Genomic DNA, 21873 nt, shown 5'->3' with positions numbered 1-21873 from the left:
ACCTTGATGAATGGTTCAGACGCAGGATGCGCCAAATCCGGTGGAAGGAATGGAAGAAACCGCGAACGCGGGTGGCAAAGCTGCGCAGGCTCGGGATCAGGCCGGACCTGGCCTATCAATGGGCTATGAGCAGCCGCGCCTACTGGCGGATCGCGGGCTCGCCCATCCTCCAACGCGCCCTCCCCAATAACCATTGGGTGGAGCAAGGCCTCATTCTCTTTCGTGCTGCATGGGATCGTTTTCAACGACCTAGCGAACCGCCGTATGCGAGGCCCGCACGTACGGTGGTGTGAGAGGAGGGGCGGGAAACCCGCCCCTCCTACTCGATTTCCGCGGGTAGAGTCAGTCTCACCACTGCACCACGAAACGCAGACCAGGCAGCGACGCCGGGAATCCGGGGCGGCGCTGCCGTCTGCCCTGACCCGAAGAGGGGTTTCCCATGCGATACGTAGTCGGCTACACACCCACCGAGCGCGGCGCGGACGCCGTTGCCCTGGCCTCGTCGATGGCGATGGCCCAGGGAGCGCACCTGGATCTTGTCTATGCCGTGAAGAAGGGCGCACCGAGCGCCGCCGAGCAGGAGGTGCTGACGGCCGAACGGGAGGGGCTCGGCCTGGTCCCCGAGGGCCTCGAAGCGGAGTTCCATGTCCGGGAAGGGGACTCCTTTGCCGGCGGGCTCATAGACGCCGCGGTGGAGTTCAAGGCAGGGCTGATCGTGATGGGCGCTGCCAGCAACGGCCTGTTCAAGCGCTATTCGGTGGGCAGTGTGGCCAACGCCCTGCTGCACGCCTCGCCCGTTCCCGTGGCGCTGGCGCCTCGGGGGTACCAGCGGAAAGCGCCGATGACCCGGCTGACCCTGGCCGTGGGCCGGCGCACCGGGGCCGAAGCCGCGATCGACGTCGCCATCGATGCGGCGAAGAGGCGCGGCGTTCCCCTGCGCCTGGTGTCACTCGTGGAGCTGGACGCCGCGGGTGATGCGGGCGAGGCGGTCAACGCCGCGCATATCCATGCCAACACCGTGCTGGCCGACGCCGCAGGAAAGCTGCCTGGCGGCCATGGTGTCAGTGTGATCGTGGCCCACGGCCGCACCATTGAGGAAGCCATTGACGGGCTCGAATGGGACGAGGGGGAGGTCCTGATCGTGGGCTCCTCGCGCCTGGCGCAGACGAACCGCATGTTCCTCGGCAGCACGGCCAACAAGGTGCTGCGAGCCCTGCCGGTGCCCATGGTGGTTGTCCCGCGGGATTACGAGCGGGTCGGCGCAACCCACGAACTCTGACCCTATCCCTGGAGCGCGAACGAGCACTTAAGCCCCCGTCCCTGAGCGCGAACGAACAGACAATGCCCTCAAAACGCGGAAAGCCGGGCATTATCTGCTCGTTCGCGCTGGGGTCATTCGCGCTGGGGGCTGGGGGCGGGTGCGCTGGGGCGGGTGAGGGCGGCCGGGAAGCGGCAGGGGCTTAAGTGTTCGTTCGCGCTTCCCGCAGGGACTGCCTCTTGGCGACGGAGTTCTTTCGGGCGACGGCCAGCATGTCCACCGTGAGCACCAGCAGGGCCAGCCACACGACGCCGAACCCGATCCACCGGTCAAGGGTCATGGCCTCCTGGAACACCGCCAGGGCAACGACGAACTGCAGCACCGGCGCGAAGTACTGCAGCAGCCCGATGGTGGTCATGGGCAGCCGGCGTGCGGACGCGCCGAAGAACAGCAGCGGCACCGCGGTGATGACGCCGGACGACACGAGCAGCCAGAAGTGCCCGGCACCGTTGCTCGCCAGCGACGCGCTGCCGCTGACCGCCAGGAAAATCATGGTGGCGGCTGCCAGGGGAGCGAGGACGATGGTCTCCACCGTGAGGCTGGTGATGGCGTCGACGCGCGGCCCCACCCGCTTCTTGACGAACCCGTACAGCCCGAAGCTGACGGCCAGCGTGAGTGCGATCCACGGCAGCTTGCCGTAGGAGAACGTCAGCACAATAACGGCAATGAAACCGATGCCGACGGCGGCCCACTGCAGGGGCCGGAGCGTCTCCTTCAGGACGAACACGCCGAGCAGGACGGACACGAGGGGGTTGATGAAGTAGCCGAGCGAGGCTTCGACGGCCTGCCCGGTGGTCACGCCGTAGGTGTACGTCAGCCAGTTGACCGCAATCAGCCCGGCGGCGATGGCGAGGGTGAGAAGCACGGAACGGTTCCGGAACGCAGCCCCCAGGACCCGCCAGGTCCGTGTGACGGTGATCAGCAGCACGCAGAAGAGCAGGGACCAGACCACCCGGTTCGCCACGATTTCGACGGCGCTTGCCGGCTGGAGCACGAAGAAGTACAGGGGAAGCAGCCCCCACAGCCCGTAAGCGCCGATACCGAACAGGACACCCGCCGTCGTCTCTTTGTCCACGGCCTTCAGGCCGCCGGGGCGGGCCGCGTCGGAAGGCACTGCGCCGGGAAGGGCGGCAGCCGGGACTGCGGAGGACACGGATCCGTTGGGCGTAGGCACAAGACCAATAACACCACCGGGACGGCAGGTATTCCGCCTTCCCGGAAGCGTGTTTGCTCACAGCACCGAATTAGTCAGTAGGCTTGCCATTATGAGCACGACGCACCGGCAGGAATCGGCCAGATGAGGCTCCGCCACAGCAACGCTTCCGGCCGCGGCTACCGAAGGGTGGCGGCCGGTACGGGCTTCAGCTACCGGGACCTCGACGGGAACACGCTGCCGCCGGGGCCCGTGCGGGACCGCCTCGAAAGCATCGGCATTCCGCCGGCCTGGACGGACGTGTGGATTGCACCTTTTGAGAACGGCCACATCCAGGCCACCGGGTTGGACGCCGTGGGACGCCGCCAGTACATCTACCATCCCGAGTGGCGGGAACGGAAAGACCGCGTGAAGTTCGACCGTGCGCTCCAGCTCGCGGAGTCGCTGCCGGCCGCGCGCCGGCTCGTCACCATGGATCTCAGGAGCGACGGCGTCACCCGGCAACGCGTCTTGGCCGCCGCCTTCCGGATGCTGGACAGCGGATCGCTGCGTGTCGGCTCGGAGCGCTACACCAACGAAAACGGCAGCCACGGCCTGGCCACCCTGCTCTGCGCCCACGTCCATGTGCGCAAGGACCGCGTGCAGCTCAGCTTTCCGGCCAAGAGCGGCAAGACCTGGGAATCCGAAATCATTGACGAGGACCTTGCCGCCCTGGTCCGGGTCCTCAAACGGCGCGGCGGCAACGCGCGGTTGCTGGCGTACAAGGAGGGACGGAGCTGGCATCCGCTGACCAGTGCCGACATCAATGGCTATGTGAAGGAACGCACGGGCTCCGACTTCACGGCGAAGGACTTCAGGACCCTGCGGGGCACGGCCGCCGCTGCGGTCAGCCTGGCGCAGGGCGGGCCGCAGAAAACCGTGACCACGCGAAAGAGCGTCATCAGCACCGCCATGCAGGACGCGGCCGCGGTGTTGGGGAACACGCCGTCGATCGCCCGGAAAAGCTACGTTGACCCCCGTCTGCTGGACCACTTCTCGTCCGGGGAAACCATCGACCCCAAGAGGGTGGATTCAGTGGAATCGGAGCTGCGCGCGCTGCTCTACCGTGAAGGGGACGTGGTGGCCCTGCGCGGCGGCGGCTGACACCCGGGCAGTTGACACCCGGGCAATTGACGCCCCGCGTCACGGGATCACCGCGGAATCCGGCGGACAATTAGTATTGAAAATTGCGCGCCCCGATGATCGGGCGCAGTCTCCCGTTCCAGAAGGGCTCCAGGTGTCCAACTCAGCTGAATCAGCCGCCAAGCGGCCACTCCGCGTCGCGATCGTCGGTGCAGGACCCGCCGGTGTCTACGCTGCGGACATCCTGACCAAGTCCAACGAGGTGAAGGACGGGGACTTTGAGGTCAGCATCGACCTTTTCGAGGCCTACCCCGCGCCCTACGGCCTGATCCGCTACGGCGTGGCCCCGGACCATCCCCGCATCAAGGGCATCGTCAACGCGCTGCACAAGGTGCTGGACCGCGGCGACATCCGCTTCCTGGGCAACGTCACCTACGGCCGGGACCTCACCCTGCACGATTTCCGCGCCTTCTACGACGCCGTGATCTTCTCCACGGGTGCCATCAAGGATGCCGATCTGGACATCCCTGGCGTGGAGCTTGAAGGCTCGTTCGGCGCCGCGGACTTCGTGTCCTGGTACGACGGCCACCCGGACGTCGCGCGGGACTGGCCGCTGGACGCCAAGGAAATCGCCGTGATCGGCAATGGCAACGTGGCGCTGGACGTTGCGCGCATGCTGGTCAAGCACGCCGAGGAGCTCCTGGTCACCGAGATCCCGGACAACGTCTACCAGGGCCTGAAGAACTCGCCCGTTACGGACGTCCACGTGTTCGGCCGCCGCGGCCCGGCCCAGGTCAAGTTCACGCCGCTGGAGCTGCGCGAACTCAGCCATGCCAGGGACGTGGACATTGTGCTCTACCCCGAGGACTTCGAGTTCGACGAGGCCTCCGATGACGCGATCCGCAGCAACAACCAGACCAAGACCATGGTGAACACCATGACCAACTGGCTCGTGGAGGAGCACGCCGAGGCCGAGGAGCCGTCCTCCCGCCGCCTGCACCTGCACTTCCTGCACAGCCCGGTGGAGATTTACGACGACGGCGGGTCCGGCAAGGTGGCGGGCATCAAGTTCGAGCGGATGCAGCTGGACGGCACCGGAAACGTCAAGGGCACGGGGGAGTTCATCGACTACCCGGTGCAGGCCGTGTACCGCGCCATCGGCTATCACGGCTCCGCGCTGGACGAGCTGGAGTACGACGCCAAGCGCGGCGTCATTCCCAACGAGGGCGGCCGCGTCCTTGACGCCGAAGGCAACCCGGTTCCCGGCATCTACGCGACCGGTTGGATCAAGCGCGGACCTGTGGGCCTCATCGGGCACACCAAGGGCGACGCCCTGGAAACTATCGGCTTCCTCCTCGAGGACCGGCTGACGCTGCCCCCGGCCAAGAACCCCGACCCGCAGGCCATCATCGACCTCCTGGAACACCGGGGCATCGAGTACACCACGTGGGAAGGCTGGAACAAGCTGAACGCGCACGAAGCAGCCCTCGGCGCGGCGTGGTCGGCATCCGGGGCGTCCGACGGCGTCGTGCGTGAACGCATCAAGGTGGTCCCGCGCGAGGAAATGATCGAGATCTCCCGCGCTTAAAACCCCCACGAAGAACAGCGCGAACGAACACTTGAGGCCCGCTACGGCGGGCCTCAAGTGTTCGTTCGCGCTTCCTACCCGCCCCGGCTGCCCTTCCCCGGGCTATGGCGGGCGCCGGTGGACGCCATTAGACTTGACGGACGGAGCGCGCGGCCCCCTTAGTGGTCCGCGCCCGGCGACGGTGCCGCAACGGGCACCATCAAGTGTGTGGCAATGGGAGTTCGATGAGGAACCTGATCCAGCCGGCAGCACCTCCAGGGGAAGCCGCGGAATCGGCACAGCGGCATGCCCTGGCGGCCCACGAGCAGCTCGGGGCCCGCGCCTTTCCCGATGCGCCGGAGATTCCCGGCCTCCGCCGCCTGATCCGCGAATCCTGGCAGCGCTCGGCGAAGCTGCAGGCCAACCCGGACGTCCCCGAGGCGCCGCTGGCCATGGACCGGGATGAGCTGGAGGAATACCGCCGCCAGCACCCGCTCGCCACCATCATGCCCGTGATCCACAAGCTCCTCATCCAGCCCAGCCACGATAGCGGCCTGCTGGTTGCCGTCGGCGATGAAGTGGGCCGGCTGCTGTGGGTGGAGGGCGACCCTGTGATGCAGCGCCGCGCCGAGGGCATGATGTTCGTGCCGGGCTCGGACTGGTCCGAGGCCATGGTGGGAACCAGTGCTCCGGGAACGGCGCTCGCCCTTGGCCGCGGCATCCAGATCTCCGGCGCCGAGCACTACAAACGTTCCGTCCATCCGTGGAGCTGCACGGCCGTCCCGTTCCAGGACCCGGATTCGGGTGCGCTGCTGGGCGTCGTGGACATCACCGGCACGCAGTCGGCGGTGGCGCCCCACACGCTGTCCCTGGTGGAGGCCACCGTGGCGGCGGCGCAGGCGCAGCTGCGCGTCGAGCGGCTCCAGCTGGCGGCCGCCCAGGCGCGGACGCCGGCACGACGGCGGAGCCCCGGTTCCGCTGCCAGGTCCGGGTCTGCGCCCGAAGGCAGCCTGTACCGCAACAGCCTGCAATTGCTGGGCCGGGACCAGGCACTGCTCAGCATCGAGGGCCGGACCGTGGCGCTCTCGGCACGGCACAGCGAAATCCTGGCCCTGCTGAGTACCCACCCGGACGGCCTCAGCGCCGAGGAACTCAGCAACCTGCTCTATCCCGGCGACGGCTCCAGCATCACCCTGCGCGCCGAGATGGTGCGCCTCCGCAAGATCCTCCAGCAGCTCAGCCCCGCGGCGGTGCCGGAGTCCCGCCCGTACAAGCTGGCCATGGACCTCCTGCCGGACAGCGGCCAGGTGCTGAACTGCCTCCAGCGCGGCGCCCACAGGATCGCCCTCGAGATCTACCGCGGGGCCGTGCTCCCGCGGTCCGAGGCGCCCGGCGTCGTGGAGCTGCGCGACCGCGTGTCCACGCTGCTGCGCGAGGCCGTCCTGACGGACGGCAGCGCCGAGTCGCTGCTCAAGTATGCGGAACTGCCGGAGGCGAGGGACGACGTCGGCGTCCGGCTGGCCGCCCTGAAGCTCCTGCCGCCGCGGTCGCCCAAGCGGGCCGCCGTCGTCGCCGATCTTGAACGGCTGGAAACGGAACTGAGCGCCTGACCGGCGCCACCGGGAACGCAAACCTTCCGCGTGAGCTGGCTCCTCCCCACCTGCCCCCTGGCCTCGCAACCTTCCGCGTGAGCTGGCTCACACGGTTGCAACCTGCCTGCAACCTTCCCGCTCCTAGGCTGGGTGCAACGGCGATCACCTTGCGTATCGCCATCATGTTGCAGAGCAAAGGAGCCAGCAATGACCGTTTACGCACAGCCCGGTACCGAAGGTTCGAAGGTCACCTTCAAGGACCGCTACGAAAACTGGATTGGCGGCGAGTGGGTTGCCCCCGTCAAGGGCCAGTACTTCGAAAACATCACCCCGGTCACCGGGAAGGTGTTCTGTGAAGTGGCCCGCGGCACGGCGGAGGACATCGAACTGGCACTGGACGCCGCTCACAAGATCGCACCCTCGTGGGGCAAGACGTCCGTCGCGGAGCGCGCAGCCATCCTGAACAAGATCGCGGACCGCATCGACGAAAACGTCGAAATGCTCGCCGTCGCCGAGTCGTGGGACAACGGCAAGCCGATCCGCGAAACCCTGAACGCGGACATCCCCCTCGCCGCCGACCACTTCCGATACTTCGCCTCCGCGGTCCGCGCCCAGGAAGGCCGGCTGTCCCAGCTCGACGACGACACCACCGCCTACCACTACCACGAGCCCCTCGGCGTGGTCGGTCAGATCATCCCGTGGAACTTCCCCATCCTGATGGCCGTCTGGAAGCTCGCTCCGGCCCTCGCGGCCGGCAACGCGGTGGTCCTCAAGCCCGCCGAGCAGACGCCGTCCTCGATCCTGGTCCTGATGGAACTGATTGGTGACCTGCTTCCCGCCGGCGTGCTCAACGTGGTCAACGGCTTCGGCGTCGAGGCGGGCAAGCCGCTGGCCTCCAGCCCCCGGATCCGCAAGATCGCCTTCACCGGCGAGACCACCACCGGCCGCCTGATCAGCCAGTACGCCAGCCAGAACCTGATCCCGGTCACGCTTGAACTCGGCGGCAAGAGCCCGAACATCTTCTTCAACGACGTCGCCGAGTCCAACGACGCGTTCTACGACAAGGCGCAGGAAGGCTTCACGCTCTTCGCCTTCAACCAGGGCGAGGTCTGCACCTGCCCGTCCCGCGCCCTCGTCCAGGAGGACATCTACGACTCGTTCATGGCCGACGCCGTTGCCCGGGTGGAGAAGATCATCCAGGGCAACCCGCTGGACACCGAAACGCAGCTCGGCGCCCAGGCCTCCAACGACCAGCTGGAGAAGATCCTCTCCTACATCGACATCGGAAAGCAGGAGGGCGCCAAGGTGCTCACCGGCGGCGCCCGGGCAGAACTGCCCGGGGATCTGGCCGGCGGCTACTACGTCCAGCCCACCGTCTTCGAAGGCCACAACAAGATGCGGATCTTCCAGGAGGAAATCTTCGGGCCGGTTGTGTCCGTGACGCGCTTCAGCGACTACAACGACGCCATGGGCATTGCCAACGACACCCTCTACGGCCTCGGCGCCGGCGTCTGGTCCCGCAACGGCAACGTCGCCTACCGCGCCGGCCGCGAGATCCAGGCCGGCCGCGTGTGGGTCAACAACTACCACGCCTACCCGGCAGGCGCCGCGTTCGGCGGCTACAAGTCCTCCGGCATCGGACGAGAAAACCACGCCATGATGCTGGACCACTACCAGCAGACCAAGAACCTCCTGGTCAGCTACAACGAGAACAAGCTCGGCTTCTTCTAGGCCGCATTCTCCTGGATCCCTTTTCCTGGATCCCGGCCCCGCCGGCCGGCGTCGCATCCGATGCCGGCCGGCCCACGCCCGGGCGCGAGAGGATGGGCACCCATCCGCTTCCGCCCGTCCCACCCTGGCCACCCCTCAGGAAGGCAGCACCACCCGTCACTCGACCTAGATCAACACTGATTTAACGACGCAAGGATTTCGCCAATGACGACGACAATGCAAGCAGCCGTAGTAACCGAATTCGGCAAGGACCTCCAAGTCCTTACCATCCCCGTTCCGACACCCGGGCCCGGTGAGGCGCTGGTCAAGGTACTGACCACCGGCGTCTGCCACACCGACCTCCACGCCGCCGAAGGCGACTGGCCCGTCAAGCCCTCACCCCCGTTCGTCCCGGGCCACGAAGGAGTCGGGGAAGTGGTGGCCCTCGGAGAGGGCGTCACCGACCTCGCAGTCGGAGACATGGTGGGCAACGCCTGGCTCTGGTCCGCCTGCGGCGACTGCCAGTACTGCCGCACCGGGTGGGAGACGCTTTGTGAGGCACAGAAGAACGCCGGCTACAGCGTGGACGGCTCGTTCGGCGAGTACATGCTGGTGGACACTCGCTTCGCTGCCCGCATCCCGGCCGGCTCGGACCCGGTGGAAGTCGCGCCTGTGCTGTGCGCGGGTGTGACGGTCTACAAGGGCCTGAAAATGACCGAAACCAAACCTGGCCAGTGGGTCACGATCTCCGGCATCGGCGGACTGGGCCACATCGCAGTCCAGTACGCCGTTGCCATGGGCCTGCGCGTCGCAGCCGTCGACATCGCTGACGACAAGCTGGCCCTCGCCAAGCAGCACGGCGCCGAACTGACGGTCAATGCCCTGCACGAAGACCCGGCCGAGGTCATCCAGCGCGAAACCGGCGGTTGCCACGGCGTCCTGGTCACGGCGGTCCACCCGTCGGCGTTTGGCCAGGCGATCGGCATGGCCCGCCGAGGCGGAACGATCGTCTTCAACGGCCTGCCGCCAGGCGACTTCCCGGCGCCGATCTTTGAGATCGTGCTCAAGGGCCTGACCGTCCGCGGTTCCATCGTGGGCACCCGGCAGGACCTGGAAGAGGCTCTGGACTTCTACGCGCAGGGCAAGATCCACCCCACGGTTTCGGCCCGCGGGCTGTCCGAGGTCAACGCCGTCTTCGATGAGATGAAGCACGCCAAGATCGATGGCCGCGTGGTGCTGAGGTTCTGATGAGCGGACTCGGTGATGACTGAAGCCAGTCTTGACGCCGCAGTGACGCTGCCCGGGGAGGACTTCTCCCGGGTGGCGCTCACTGCCGAGGCCGTGCAGCTGCTCAGGAAACTATGGACGCAGCACGGTCCTCTCATGTTCCACCAGTCCGGCGGCTGCTGCGACGGCTCTTCGCCCATGTGCTTCCCGGCCGGAGAGTTCCTGACCGGGGACGCGGACGTCCTGCTGGGCCGCTTCGATATTTCCGATGACGGCGGCGGGGACGGCGGCGCCGGCGCCGCCATGGCGCTTGAGTTCTGGATGTCCAGGGAGCAATTCAACTACTGGAGCCACACGCATCTGACGGTGGACGTGGTGCAGGGCAGGGGGAGCGGCTTCTCGGTGGAAGCCCCGGAAGGAAAGCGCTTCCTCATCCGATCCACTCTCATGGACTGGCCGGTGTAACCGAAGAGTAGCTTTCGACGCTCCGATGTCCCGCGACCTGAAGCCCGGGCGGTGCCGCAACCTAGCGGCCCCGCCCGGGCTTTGCCGTTTAAGGCCCCGGTTGGGAACCCCCAATTTAGGTGGCTCAGTAAAAGTGGGACTTGCTACGCGTGGGGCGCTTCCACAAGGTTTTCACTGGAGGCCCCACGCACGATGGCACGGTTACAGCCCTCCTAGCGGCAGGTGTGCCATGAAACTTCTCACCCGAAAGGACGGCGGATCCGCAGAAGAATCTGCGGCCGGCGCCAGCAAACCCTTACATCGCGGTCTCCGATTCGGCAGGCCAGGAAAGACCTCCGCGCCCTTCCGGCTGATTGCAGCAGCAACGTCGCTGGTGCTCCCGATCGCCGTCGGACTGCCCGTGGTGGGGGTTCCGGCGGCGGCCGCCATAGTCGGTGAGGGGTTCACCGTCACCCCCTCGGATCTGTCGTTCATCCTGAAGCAGATCAAGATCGCCGAGGCGCACGTGGCGAACACCACCTCGGCCACCGGACCCTGCGGGGCACTGGTCGGGACCGGCCCCAACCAGCTCGCGAGCCCGCTGCTGTCCTACGGGCTGCGGACTGTCGACGGCAGCTGCAACAACCTCCAGGCAGGCCAGGAATACTTCGGCGCTGCGGACCAGCCCTTCCCGCGGCTGGGTTCCAAGTCCTTCCGGGATGCGGAGTCGGGATCCCTCTTCGGGCCCCCCACGCAAACCACGTACGCGCAGAAGTCAGGCAACGTGTTTGACTCGCAGCCGCGCACCATCAGCAACCTGATCGTTGACCAGACTTCCACGAATCCTGCCGCCGTCCAGGCGGCGGGCTTCCCGGTCAGGACCCAGGGCAACGAAGGCGTGGTGCCCTGCACCACGGATCCCGACCCAACGGCGACCCCGCCCGTTGCCGGCGTTCCCGCCGGCTGCGTGCCCTCCCACAACACGTTGTTCATCCCGAATGTGACCACCGACGTCGGCCTCTCGCCGCCCTACAACTCGCTGTTCACGCTTTTCGGACAGTTCTTCGACCACGGCGTGGACCAGACGGTCAAGGGCGGCGGATCCGTGTTTGTGCCGCTGAAGGCCGATGACCCGCTGGTCGCCGGCCCGGACCACGTGTTCGGCAACGCGGACGACCTCAACCCGAACCTGCGCTTCATGGTGCTGACCCGGGGCAAGAACCAGGCCGGACCCGACGGCGCCTTCGGCACCGCCGATGACATCCAGGACGCGAACAACACCGATTCGCCCTGGGTGGACCAGAGCCAGACCTACACCTCGCACTCATCGCACCAGGTCTTCGTGCGGGAGTACGTGAACAACAGTGCCGGCCGTCCCGTCTCCACGGGCAAGCTCCTCGGCGGACCTGCCGGCCCGACTGCCGGCGGCATGGCCACCTGGGCCGGCGTCAAGGAACAGGCGGCCACCCTGCTGGGCCTCCAGCTCACGGACAAGGACGCCCTGGACATTCCGATGATCGCCTCGGACGCCTACGGCAAGTTCATCCCGGGACCCGCGCGCGGCCTTCCGCAGTATGTTACCGACACCGGACTGGTCGAAGGCAACACGGCAGCCCCGGTGGCTGTCCCGGCAAACGTCAAGCATTTCGACACGCCGTTCCTGACCGACATCGCCAACAACGCCGTGCCGAACCCCGGCTTCACCGCCGACCCGGACACCGTCGTGACGCCGGGCCTCGTGCCGTGTGTCCAGCCCGGCTTCCCGACGGGCTGTGTCAACCAGTACGACAACGAGATCCTGGACATGCACTTCGCGGCCGGTGACGGACGCGTCAACGAGAACATCGGCCTGACGGCAATCCACCAGATCTTCCACTCCGAGCATGACCGCCTCGTCGGTGACATCAAGAACGTCCTCACCAACGACACCTCGGAAAGGGGTGTGGCTGCCCTGGCGGAATGGAAGCTGGCGCTGGGCGCGGAGGGCTGGAACGGCGAACGACTGTTCCAGGCTGCACGCTTCATCACCGAGATGGAGTACCAGCACCTGGTCTTCGAGGAGTTTGCCCGCAAGATCCAGCCCGCCATCAACCCGTTCGAGCCGTTTGCCTTCACGCAGACGGACATCAACCCCGCCGTCAAGGCGGAGTTCGCCCACGCCGTGTACCGCTTCGGTCACTCCATGCTGACCGAGACGATTTCCCGGACGAACGCGGACGGCACAAGCAACGACATCTCGCTGCTTAACGGGTTCCTGAACCCGCCGGCCTACACTGACGGCGGTTCGGCAGGCCAGCTCACATCCGAACAGGCTGCCGGCAGCATCATCATGGGCATGTCGGACCAGACGGGCAACGAACTCGACGAGTTCGTGACCGACACGTTGCGGAACAACCTCTTGGGCCTCCCGCTCGACCTCGCCACGGTCAACATGACGCGTGCACGGTCCGAAGGCATCCCCACGCTGAACGTGCTGCGGCGTGACCTGTTCTCCTCCACCAACGACGGTGCGCTGACGCCGTACAAGAGCTGGGTGGACTTCGGCGAGAACATGAAGCACCCGGCGTCGCTCATCAACTTCGTGGCGGCATACGGCCAGCATGACTCCATCAGGAACGCCACCACCCTGGCGGCCAAGAGGGAGGCTGCACGGCTGCTCGTCAGCCCTGACGCCATTGCCGGCGATGTTGCACCCGCCGACGCATCGGCATTCATGAACAGCACGGATGCCTGGGCCAACGACGGAGTCAACTCGAGGACGGGCGTGGACAACGTCGACCTTTGGGTGGGCGGCCTAGCGGAGATGACCACTCCGTTCGGCGGACTGCTCGGCTCGACGTTCAACTACGTCTTTGAGAACCAGCTGACGGACCTGCAGAACGGTGACCGGCTGTACTATCTGGCCCGCACCCCCGGCATGAACCTCCGGGCAGCCCTCGAAGGAAACTCCTTCGCCGAGATGATGATGCGGAACACGAACGTCCACACGCTGAAGGCTGATGCCTTCGCTACCGCGGACTGCAAGTTCCAGCTGGGCAACCTGGCCGGTACGCTGGCTGGCTTCACCGCCTCCGGCAACACCGTGGCCGACGATCCTGCATCCGAGTGCAACGAGGCCGCGCTGCTGATCCGGCAGCCCGACGGAACCATCCAGTACCGTGCGTTCAACACTGTTGATCCTTCGGGCATCAACGGCCAGAGCGTGTTCAACGGCACCACGGGAGTAGACCGGGTCCGTGGCGGCAACGACAACGACACCTTCTGGGGTGGCGAAGGCAACGACGTCATCGAGGGCGGCTCCGGTGCGGACGTTCCGCTGGGTGGAGAAGGAAACGACATCATCACCGACCTCATCGGCGATGACGTCCTCAAGGGCGGTCCGGGTAACGACGCGATCGACGGCGGTCCCGGGCTCGACATCCTCATGGGCGGCGACGGCCAGGACTTCATGAACGGCGGCGCCAATGCCAACGAAACCTTTGCAGGCGAAGGGAACGACTTCATCATCGCAGGCCAAGGCATCGATGCCGTCTTCGGCGACGGCGGAGACGACTGGCAAGAGGGCGGTGACCAGCCGGACCTGCTGATCGGTGACTCCAGCAACCTGTTCTTCCTGGACGACTCCCAGAAGCCGGGCCACGACATCCTGGTTGGCCAGGGCGGCGACGACGACTACGACATGGAAGGCGGCGACGACATCGGCCTCGCGGGCCCCGGCGTTGAGAAGATAGCGGGAGCTTCCGGCTACGACTGGGAGATCGGCCTGCAGGATCCCCAGCCGCAGGACGCAGACCTCAATCTGCCCATCCTGCCGCTGGACATCCTCCAGGTGGGCGTCCGTGACAGGTACAACGAAGTCGAGTCGCTGTCAGGTGGCCCGCTGGACGACAAGCTCCGCGGTGACGACGTTGTTCCCAGCCAGGTGGGCGGCGGAGGGTTCATCGGTTGCAGCGTCCTGGACCAGGACGGCGTCAACCGGATTGCGGGCCTGAACGAGCTGATCCCGACACTGCCGACTCCGTTGGCTGATGTGGTGGCGGCATCGGCTTCCAAGGACTGCCCGGTCCTGAGCGGCACGCACGTCTGGGGCGATGGCAACATCCTCCTCGGCGGCGGCGGCAGCGACACCCTCGAAGGCCGCGGCGCCAATGACATCATCGACGGCGACCGCTACCTCAACGTCCGGCTGAGCGTCCGTGACGCTGCCGGCGCAGAGATCGGCAGCGCCGCCAGCATGACGGCGAAGTACCTGCGGGACGGAGCAGGAGCCCTGACCGGCCCGACGCTCCAGGAAGCAGTCTTCGCGGGCACCGTGGACGCCGGCAACATTGTGGCAGTCCGCGAGCTCCTGTCCGCCGGCGGCGGAACGGACGCGGCGGTATTCTCCGACGTCGAAGCGAACTACACGGTGACCACCACCGGCGGAACCGGCGAACTGGGTTCACCCGGGTCAGTGACCACCGTGGTCCACAACGGCGGCGGCATCGACGGTACCGACACCCTGAGGAACATCGAACGGCTGGTGTTCTCCGACAGTGTTGCTCCCGCCACGCCCGTCCTCGGCGCCCTGATCGCCGGCAACACCCAGGTGACGGTCAACTTCACTCCGGCAGCAGGGGCTGCGGCCACCGCTTTCCAGGTGCGGGTCGTCGATGCTTCCGGCACCCAGGTCGGAGACATCCGGACCGCAGATGCGGGTACCACCAGCCTGGTCGTGGACGGACTGACGAACGGCACGGCGTACCGGTTCCAGATAGCGGCTGAAAACGCCATCGGCACCAGCGCCTTCTCGGCACTGTCCAGCCCGGTGACGCCGTCGGCTCCCGTCTTTGCGGGTGCTCCGGCGATCGGCACGGCGACGGCCGGCAATGCGCAGGCCACGGTTCGGTGGACGGCCCCCGCGGCAGTCCCCAACGCCACCGCGGTGACGCAGTACCGGATCCGCATCTTCGTCGGGACCAGCGCGACTGCCACCCGCGAGGTGATCGTGGGGAACCTCACGAGCACCGTGGTGACCGGGCTGATCAACGGAACGGGGTACACCTTCGACGTCGCGGCGATCAACTCGGCAGGCACGGGAGCTCCCTCAGCCCGTACCTCGCTGATCACGCCGCGAACCGAGTTCGTGGCGCCGACGATCACTGCCAGGACGCCGGCGGCGGGCGCCACGTCCGTCAGCCAGTCGAACAACCTGTCCGTGACCTTCAGCGAACCGGTGGCGAATGTCACCACAGGCACCGTGGTGCTGCGGCTCGGCGGTACGGTTGTCCCCGCATCAGTGGCCTACAACAACACGACGCGGACCGCCACGGTGAACCCGAACACGAACCTCCTGGCCGACCGCACGTACTCGCTGGCTGTTTCCTCGGTCCGCGACACAGCCGGGAACACCATCGCGTTCACGTCGTGGCAGTTCACCACCGGTCCCGCTCCGACCGTTGTCTCGGTCTCACCGGGCATCGGGGCAACGAACGTAAGCCGGACGGCCAACGTCACCGTCCGTTACAGCGAGCCTGTGACGAACGTGAACACCGGCACGGTCGTGCTGCGGCGGGGCGGCCTGACCGGACCGGTCGTGACCGCGACCGTGACGTACAACGCCACGACGCGGACGGCGACGCTGAACCCATCGGCAACGCTCGCGGCCAACACCACGTACACCGTGGCTACCTCCTCAGTCCGGGATCTGGCGGGCAACCCGCTGGTCTTCCGCTCCTGGACGTTCAGGACGGGTGCCGTGTAATTTACCAGGCCGGCTGGCGGCTCCCGCAAAGAGCCGCCGGCTGTTCCTCCCAAGACACCACGCCCGGCCCTCCACCACACCGCGCAGCCGCAGCGCGGGGAGGGCCGGGCGTGGTCTTGCGTGCGCGGCGTCTCACTATGCGGGACAAATGTGGCCGTCCACTGGATGGACACTAGGATTGATAGGTCTGTTTCCAACCCCAACCAGGATTGTGGACTCCCTATGAATCTTTTCCGGACCAAATCTATCGAGCAGTCAATGGCCGACGCCGATGAGCCCGGACGCAAGCTGAAGCGCTCCCTGAGCACGTGGGACCTGATGATCATGGGCGTGGCAGTTGCTGTCGGCGCCGGCATCTTCTCGGTCGGCGCAAAAGCTGCGGCTAACTTCGCCGGCCCCGCCGTGACTGTCTCCTTTGCTGTTGCCGCCGTCACGTGCGCCCTGGCGATCATGTGTTACGCGGAGTTTGCCACCGCCATCCCGGTGGCAGGATCAGCATACGTCTTCACCTACGCGACCATGGGCGAAGTGCTGGCCTGGATCATCGGCTGGAACCTCATCCTGGAGCTGTTCACTGCCGCCGCCGTGATTGCCAAGTACTGGGGCATCTACCTCAGCAAGGTCTTCGCCCTGATGGGCGTCGATATTCCGGCTGCTCTCTCCCTCGGCGGCGTCGATCTGTACTGGGGCGCCTTCCTCATCGTGGCGACCTTCACCGTGCTGCTCGTGCTCGGAACCAAGCTTTCCGCCCGCGTCGGCAACATCTTCACGCTGATCAAAATCGGCGTCGTGATCTTCGTGATCGTGGTGGGCTTCAGCTATGTGAAGCTGTCCAACTACACCCCCTTCGTTCCCGCCTCAGAGCCCACTGCCAGTGCAGGGGCCGCGGACGTCATGAAGCAGTCGTTCTTCGGATTCCTTACCGGCGCCGCGCCGGCACAGTACGGCACGCTGGGCATCTTTGCCGGGGCTGCCCTGGTGTTCTTCGCCTTCATCGGCTTCGACGTGGTGGCCACCTCCGCGGAAGAGGTCAAGAACCCGCAGAAGACGCTGCCGCGCGGCATCTTCGGCGGCCTGGCCCTGGTCACGCTGTTGTACATCCTCGTGTCCCTGGCCCTCACCGGCATGGTTTCGTACAAGCAGCTCGCGGACGTCAAGAACCCGACGCTCACCACGGCCTTCGAAGCCGTCGGCAACACCGACGCAGCAAAGGTCATCGCCTTCGGCTCACTGGTGGGCCTGACGACCGTGATCATGGTGCTGCTCATGGGCCTCTCCCGCGTGGTGCTGGCCATGAGCCGCGACGGGCTGCTGCCGCGGTCCCTGTCCAAGACCAGCGAGAAGCGTTCGACGCCGGTCCGCCTGCAGGTCATCTGCGGTGCCGCAGTTGCCTTGGTGGCCGGACTGACCAACGTGGACCTGCTCGAGGAAATGATCAACATCGGCACCCTCTCCGCGTTCGTGATGGTCAGCCTGGGCATCCTCGTCCTACGCAAGAAGCGCCCGGACCTGAAGCCAGCCTTCCGGGTTCCGTTCGGCAAGGTGCTGCCCGTCGTGTCGGCAGTCCTGTGCCTTTACCTGATGACCAACCTGGCCGTCGAGACCTGGATCTTCTTCGGTATCTGGCTTGCCCTGGGCCTGGCGATCTATTTCGCCTACGGACAGCGCCACTCCCGGCTCAACGAGAAGTTCGCAGAGGCCAAGGCGGCAGTGGACGGCCCGGCGGAGAGCCTCGAGGACGACGACGACAACCGTGACGTCCTGACGAAGGTCTGATCAGCTACAGATCCCACTAGGCTGGGCGGAATGCCGCTTACGGAGCGGCGTTCCGCCCGACCCAGTGGACCAGCGGGCGCAGCTTGTCCCATAGATGCGCGATCTCCCGCTCCGCGTCCGGGGAGGCCAGCCAGTCCGGCTGCCCCAGAGCGACGCTGGCGGAAAGTGATTTGTGTTTGAGCAGTTCCGCGCGCGGATGCTCCTTCGGGAAGCCCCGCGGCACGGTTTTGAGCTTTTCACCTTCAACCGTGAAACCCGCTGCGGCGATGGCGTCAACGATGTGCTGCAGCTGCTCGCCGGTGCCTGTCGCATCGACGGAATTCCGGTAGCGGGCCAGCTGGGCGGGCGAATGCGAGTGGTAGCCCCCGCCGACCAGCAGGCCGTCAGCGCTCAGCTGCAGGTAGTAGCCCAGGCCTTCCTGAAACGAAGCGAAGGCCCCCTGGGCGGTCTTGTAGGGTGACTTGTCCTGCGAGAACCGGATGTCACGGTTCGGCCGAAAGATCTTGCTGGGTCCGAACTGCGGTTCCAGCCGGGCCAGGAGCGCAGTGAGGGGCTCCTTGACGGACTCCTGGTACACCGCTGAATGGGCCTGCCACCAGTCCGGGTGTTGTTCTCTTCCAGTTCGGCGTAGAAGGCCGCCGCAGCGGCGACGGGGATGCCCTCGAATGTGCTCATGACTGAAGCCTAGGCACTGGCACCGCTGCGGGCCACGGGCGTGGCCGCCTATGTGGAAAACGGACGGCTCGCCGCAGTCCGGCTAGCTGCAGGCGGTGATCCGGTACAGGGCGCGGCCGTCGGCGGACGCGATCTTTTCAAAGCCCTGGTCGGTGGGCACATTGTAAAAACCGGGCCAACGCTTCAGGCTCGCACTGCCGTGCGCTGCGCCTGGAGCATCCTCATAGAAGTGCGTGGCTCCGACCTTGAGCAAGGCCTCGCAGATCGACTTGTCGGTCCGCAGCCGATTGAAGCCGGTGCGGAGCAGCTCCTTGGCCGGACTCGCGGACGTCGGGGCGCCCAGCTGCGTGTACACCACATGCCGTCCGGTGAGGGCGTAGAAGTACGTTTCGCCGTTGAACGGATCACCGATCACCACCGCGTCGGCCGGAAGCATCGCGCCGGCGCGCTCGATGAAGGCCTGTTCGCCCCTGGAGAGGACGCCGGTTCCGGGATTGTCGGACACCACGTAGTTCTGTGCGGCCACCGCCACCCGCTCCACCGACCGGTAGCTCCCCGATCCCCAGTAGATTCCGCAGATCATGACGGCAACGGGCAGGGCGACGAGGAGTGCGGGAACAGGCCATCTGCCACCGGCGCGGGCCGAGGACATCCGCGTCGACACTGCACGCCTGGCTGCCCTCGCCGGCACGGCGATAGCCAGGGCAGCCAGCAGGCTGCCCGTCATCGCGATGAAGGGGGCGATCCTTTGTGTGTCCTTGTACCAGAAACCCGTCAGCCACCGCAGCCCGTTTTCCGGTCCCGCGGCCAGCACGTAGAGTGCCACAAAGGCCAGCCACGAGATGGCGAGCGGCCTCGCCTCCCTGACAAACACAGCAACAACAGCGCCAAGGATCACCAGCAGCCCCACCGCCAGGTTGAAATCGTCCGCGGCCGGCGGGGACAGCGCCGGAAACCGCGGAAGGTCAAAGAGCGCAAGGTGCAGTGAACCCGGGATTTCGGCCCGCACCGTCCGCCGGTAGGCCATCACGCCCGCCAGCAGCCGGGAATTGGCCAGCACGGCATACGCCGCCACCGCGGCAACAACCGCAGCCGCAGCCGAAGCGACCGCACGCCGGGGACGGCGGCGTGCACCCCGCACAAGCAGCGGCAGCAAGCGGGCCGCCACGAAGGGCAGGATGGCAACGGCGGCGGCAAAAACGGCACTCGGGTGCGCGGCGACGCAGCCGCCGAGGAGCGCGGCCACAATGACGGCGAGGAGGACATGCTCCCTGGCCTGCGTTCCGGACGGCTGTTCAGGGGTCAGGCGCCGCAGAAGCACCACGGTCGCGGCGAGGGTGGCCGGGACCAGGGCTGTGGCGAGACCGTTGGGCCACTGGCCGCTGCGGAGGAGTTGGGAGAAGGGAAAGCTGACGAACGAGGCAGCGACCAGTGGCGTCAGTGCCCAGGCCGCGGGATATCGCGGCAGAACGACGGAGGCCAGGAAGGTGAGGCCGATCGGCCAGATCATGCCGCCGATGACGATCGATGACAGGTTGGCTGCTTCCGTTACGCTGCCAGGGACGAGTGCCACCGCGCTGTGCCAGCCTGCGGGGTAGTACGTGGGCGGGCCGGCACCGAAGATCGGGGCCACGCCCCACGGCGTGGCGCTGCCGGATTCCTGGATCCACCGCAGGACGTTCAGATGGAAGATCGGATCCCAGCCCTGCGAGGCTGTGGCCGGATCGCCGATTCCGCGGAGCAGGGCCAGGCAGGTCACCGCCGAACCGATCGCCACGCCCGCACCGACCGCGATTTTCGCCGGCAAACCGAGGCCGGCGGGCGGCAAGGGCGTGCTGAAGCTGAACCGCCGGCCGGCCAGCCAGGCGGCAAGGATGGGAGGCAAAGCAGTAACGGCGGCAGTGGCGGCGTTCCAGGGTACGCCCACGGCGTCCGCCAGGAAGCTTCCGGCGAGGAAGATCAGCAGGGTGATGGCCGGACTGAGAGCGGTGACTGCCAGCCAGCCCGGCTTCAGCGGCAGGAGCACCAAAAGCCCCGGCAGGAAAAATGCGGCGACAAGGAGGACAACGGTCAGAGCATGCGGAAGCAGCCCAGGAAGCCAATCGAGCATGGGCGTGTCAGCGCGCTCCGGGCCGGATCTTGTTCCTCAGCGGGGCGGCCAGGGCTTTGCCGAAGAGCTTGGCGGCGCCGGCTGTCAGGGATCCGGCGGCCAGCGGCGGATAGATCCTCGCGGCCTCTGCACGTTTCTGCTCCACAAGTGCAGGCAGCTCATCCCGCAGGGTTCCCCGGTACTGAGGCATTTCTGGCTCTTCAGAGTCCGTCGTGAGCGTCCAGCCACTTCCCAGCGCGGCCAGTGACTCGTGTTTGACGTCGTAATAGCCCTTCTTCATGCTGACGGCGACGCCGCGGGCACCCGCGGCGGCTGCCAGCAGGTGGAAGTGGAATCGGCTCGTGATCCAGGTCTGATTGCGTGAGAGGGGCACGCCGTGAGTCCAGATGTGCGAAAACGGCAAGAACCGTTCCTCCGGAATGAGGTCGGCCAGAAGGTCATAAGCGACGCGGTCTGCACCGGGAATGGCCTCGACGTAATACGCCTCAATTCCCTGCCGCCGGGCCCTTTCCACGGCCTTGCGTGCCGACGCCACCGCCGTTTCGAAACGCTCCGGGTCGGCGGTGTCGCTTTGGATGCACACGAACAGGCCTGACGGGGCTTCAGTCCGGGCAATCTCCTCAGACACGCCGAGAAAAGCATCATCCAGTCCCCGGGATACACCATAGGCCTCGGCACCCGCCTCATCCCGCGATGTGACGTGGCTGAAGCCTTGGAACAACGGCATCTCGGCGGGAGCGGATGTCACCGCAGGCATGAGTCCCTGGCCGGTTGCGATGAGGCGGGCGCCGGTCAGGTGGTGGACTGCCCGCATTCCCGCGACCAGTCCGACGTGATGGGACCAGTTCTCGTTGATGAAGCCGCCACCGATCAGGTGAAGCGATTCTGCTTCGCGCATCTTGAGGATGCCAAGGTCGTAGGAGGGCGAGCCGAGCTCCGTCACCCGCGTCCTGATCGTTTCCGCCGCAGTTTCAATCGGGACGTCGGCGTTCTCGTGAACCAGCCGCCACAGCGTATTCGTGACCCGCAGGCGCGGATGCAGTCCGTCGAAGAGGACCTGCGCGAGGCCCGGCTGGGGGCAATCAAGCCACACCTCGGCGTCTGGCCGCTCAACGGCAAGATACCTAAGCCAGGCGGCGGCGATGAACTCGTCGCCGAAATTGGGGTTGCCCGAAGGGCCGATCAGATAAATAAGGCCCGACTGCATGCTGACGACTATATCGCCCCGCGGGCGGGGACGTGCGCCAGGCAGCCGGTGCCGGCGGATGATGACGCGTGCAGAGGGACGCAAAGAACCCCGCCGCGGCAGTGCCGCAGCGGGGTTCTTGTCAGGCTGAAAGGCTGTTAGCCGATCTTGTTGGCTGCCTCAGCGTCGGAGCTGGTGCCGGCCGGGGCTGCGCCCAGGTTGGCACGCAGTTTGGCGCCGAGTTCGGCGT

At 66.5% G+C, this 21873-nt stretch carries 12 protein-coding genes and 2 pseudogenes; 10 read left to right on the top strand and 4 right to left on the bottom strand.

Features of this window, described 5'->3' with window-relative positions; all coding sequences use genetic code 11:
• Together J7I89_RS05325 and J7I89_RS05320 are read left to right on the top strand one after the other, a co-directional pair.
• A pseudogene (locus J7I89_RS05325) lies at positions 1 to 293 on the top strand (hypothetical protein); the annotation flags it as partial.
• A gap of 146 nt (positions 294 to 439) precedes the next feature.
• Positions 440 to 1279: a universal stress protein gene (locus J7I89_RS05320; protein ID WP_214968022.1), complete on the top strand. Its 840-nt coding sequence runs from the start codon at positions 440 to 442 to the stop codon at positions 1277 to 1279.
• Between the two features lie 181 nt (positions 1280 to 1460).
• Here J7I89_RS05320 and rarD read toward each other — a convergent pair whose 3' ends face one another.
• A complete protein-coding gene (rarD, locus tag J7I89_RS05315) occupies positions 1461 to 2471 on the bottom strand; it encodes an EamA family transporter RarD (RefSeq protein WP_374102001.1) in 1011 nt (336 codons plus the stop codon).
• A 144-nt stretch (positions 2472 to 2615) separates the two neighbouring features.
• Between rarD and J7I89_RS05310 the strand changes: the two genes are divergently transcribed.
• The 8 genes from J7I89_RS05310 to J7I89_RS05275 all read left to right on the top strand — a co-directional run bounded on the left by J7I89_RS05310 (position 2616) and on the right by J7I89_RS05275 (position 17652).
• On the top strand, positions 2616 to 3614 hold the full coding sequence (locus J7I89_RS05310) for a DNA topoisomerase IB (protein ID WP_214968020.1): 999 nt from the start codon (positions 2616 to 2618) through the stop codon (positions 3612 to 3614).
• 133 nt (positions 3615 to 3747) lie between these two features.
• Positions 3748 to 5181 (top strand): FAD-dependent oxidoreductase, encoded by a 1434-nt coding sequence (locus J7I89_RS05305; RefSeq protein ID WP_214968018.1) that lies wholly within the window; start codon positions 3748 to 3750, stop codon positions 5179 to 5181.
• 224 nt (positions 5182 to 5405) lie between these two features.
• The gene (locus J7I89_RS05300; protein ID WP_214968016.1) at positions 5406 to 6770 is read left to right on the top strand and encodes a GAF domain-containing protein; all 1365 of its coding nucleotides are present in this window, start codon (positions 5406 to 5408) and stop codon (positions 6768 to 6770) included.
• Between the two features lie 189 nt (positions 6771 to 6959).
• Entirely contained in the window at positions 6960 to 8483 is a 1524-nt protein-coding gene (locus J7I89_RS05295) for an aldehyde dehydrogenase family protein (protein ID WP_214968015.1), read from the top strand.
• 204 nt (positions 8484 to 8687) lie between these two features.
• Entirely contained in the window at positions 8688 to 9710 is a 1023-nt protein-coding gene (adhP, locus tag J7I89_RS05290) for an alcohol dehydrogenase AdhP (protein ID WP_214968013.1), read from the top strand.
• A 15-nt stretch (positions 9711 to 9725) separates the two neighbouring features.
• Positions 9726 to 10154 carry a DUF779 domain-containing protein gene (locus J7I89_RS05285; RefSeq protein WP_214968012.1) on the top strand — a complete coding sequence of 143 codons (429 nt, stop codon included), beginning with the start codon at positions 9726 to 9728 and terminating at the stop codon, positions 10152 to 10154.
• A 229-nt stretch (positions 10155 to 10383) separates the two neighbouring features.
• Positions 10384 to 15876, top strand: a complete 5493-nt coding sequence (locus J7I89_RS05280; protein ID WP_214968010.1) for a peroxidase family protein — start codon at positions 10384 to 10386, stop codon at positions 15874 to 15876.
• Positions 15877 to 16098: 222 nt separating this feature from the next.
• Positions 16099 to 17652 (top strand): APC family permease, encoded by a 1554-nt coding sequence (locus J7I89_RS05275; protein WP_214968009.1) that lies wholly within the window; start codon positions 16099 to 16101, stop codon positions 17650 to 17652.
• A gap of 37 nt (positions 17653 to 17689) precedes the next feature.
• Here the strand turns inward: J7I89_RS05275 and J7I89_RS05270 are convergent.
• The 3 genes and pseudogenes from J7I89_RS05270 to J7I89_RS05260 form a co-directional block, all read right to left on the bottom strand.
• Positions 17690 to 18327 (bottom strand): annotated as a pseudogene (locus tag J7I89_RS05270) (DUF2461 domain-containing protein).
• An 82-nt stretch (positions 18328 to 18409) separates the two neighbouring features.
• A complete protein-coding gene (locus J7I89_RS05265) occupies positions 18410 to 20437 on the bottom strand; it encodes a DUF6541 family protein (protein ID WP_214968006.1) in 2028 nt (675 codons plus the stop codon).
• 7 nt (positions 20438 to 20444) lie between these two features.
• Complete coding sequence (locus J7I89_RS05260) at positions 20445 to 21644, bottom strand: polysaccharide pyruvyl transferase family protein (protein ID WP_214968003.1); 1200 nt, start codon at positions 21642 to 21644, stop codon at positions 20445 to 20447.
• Positions 21645 to 21873 lie beyond the last annotated feature (229 nt).

Source organism: Arthrobacter sp. ISL-5 (assembly GCF_018613835.1).
In the GTDB taxonomy this organism is placed as follows: Bacteria; Actinomycetota; Actinomycetes; order Actinomycetales; family Micrococcaceae; genus Arthrobacter.
Note: the sequence above shows the minus strand (reverse complement) of the source record. Positions and strands in the feature narration are given on the sequence as shown.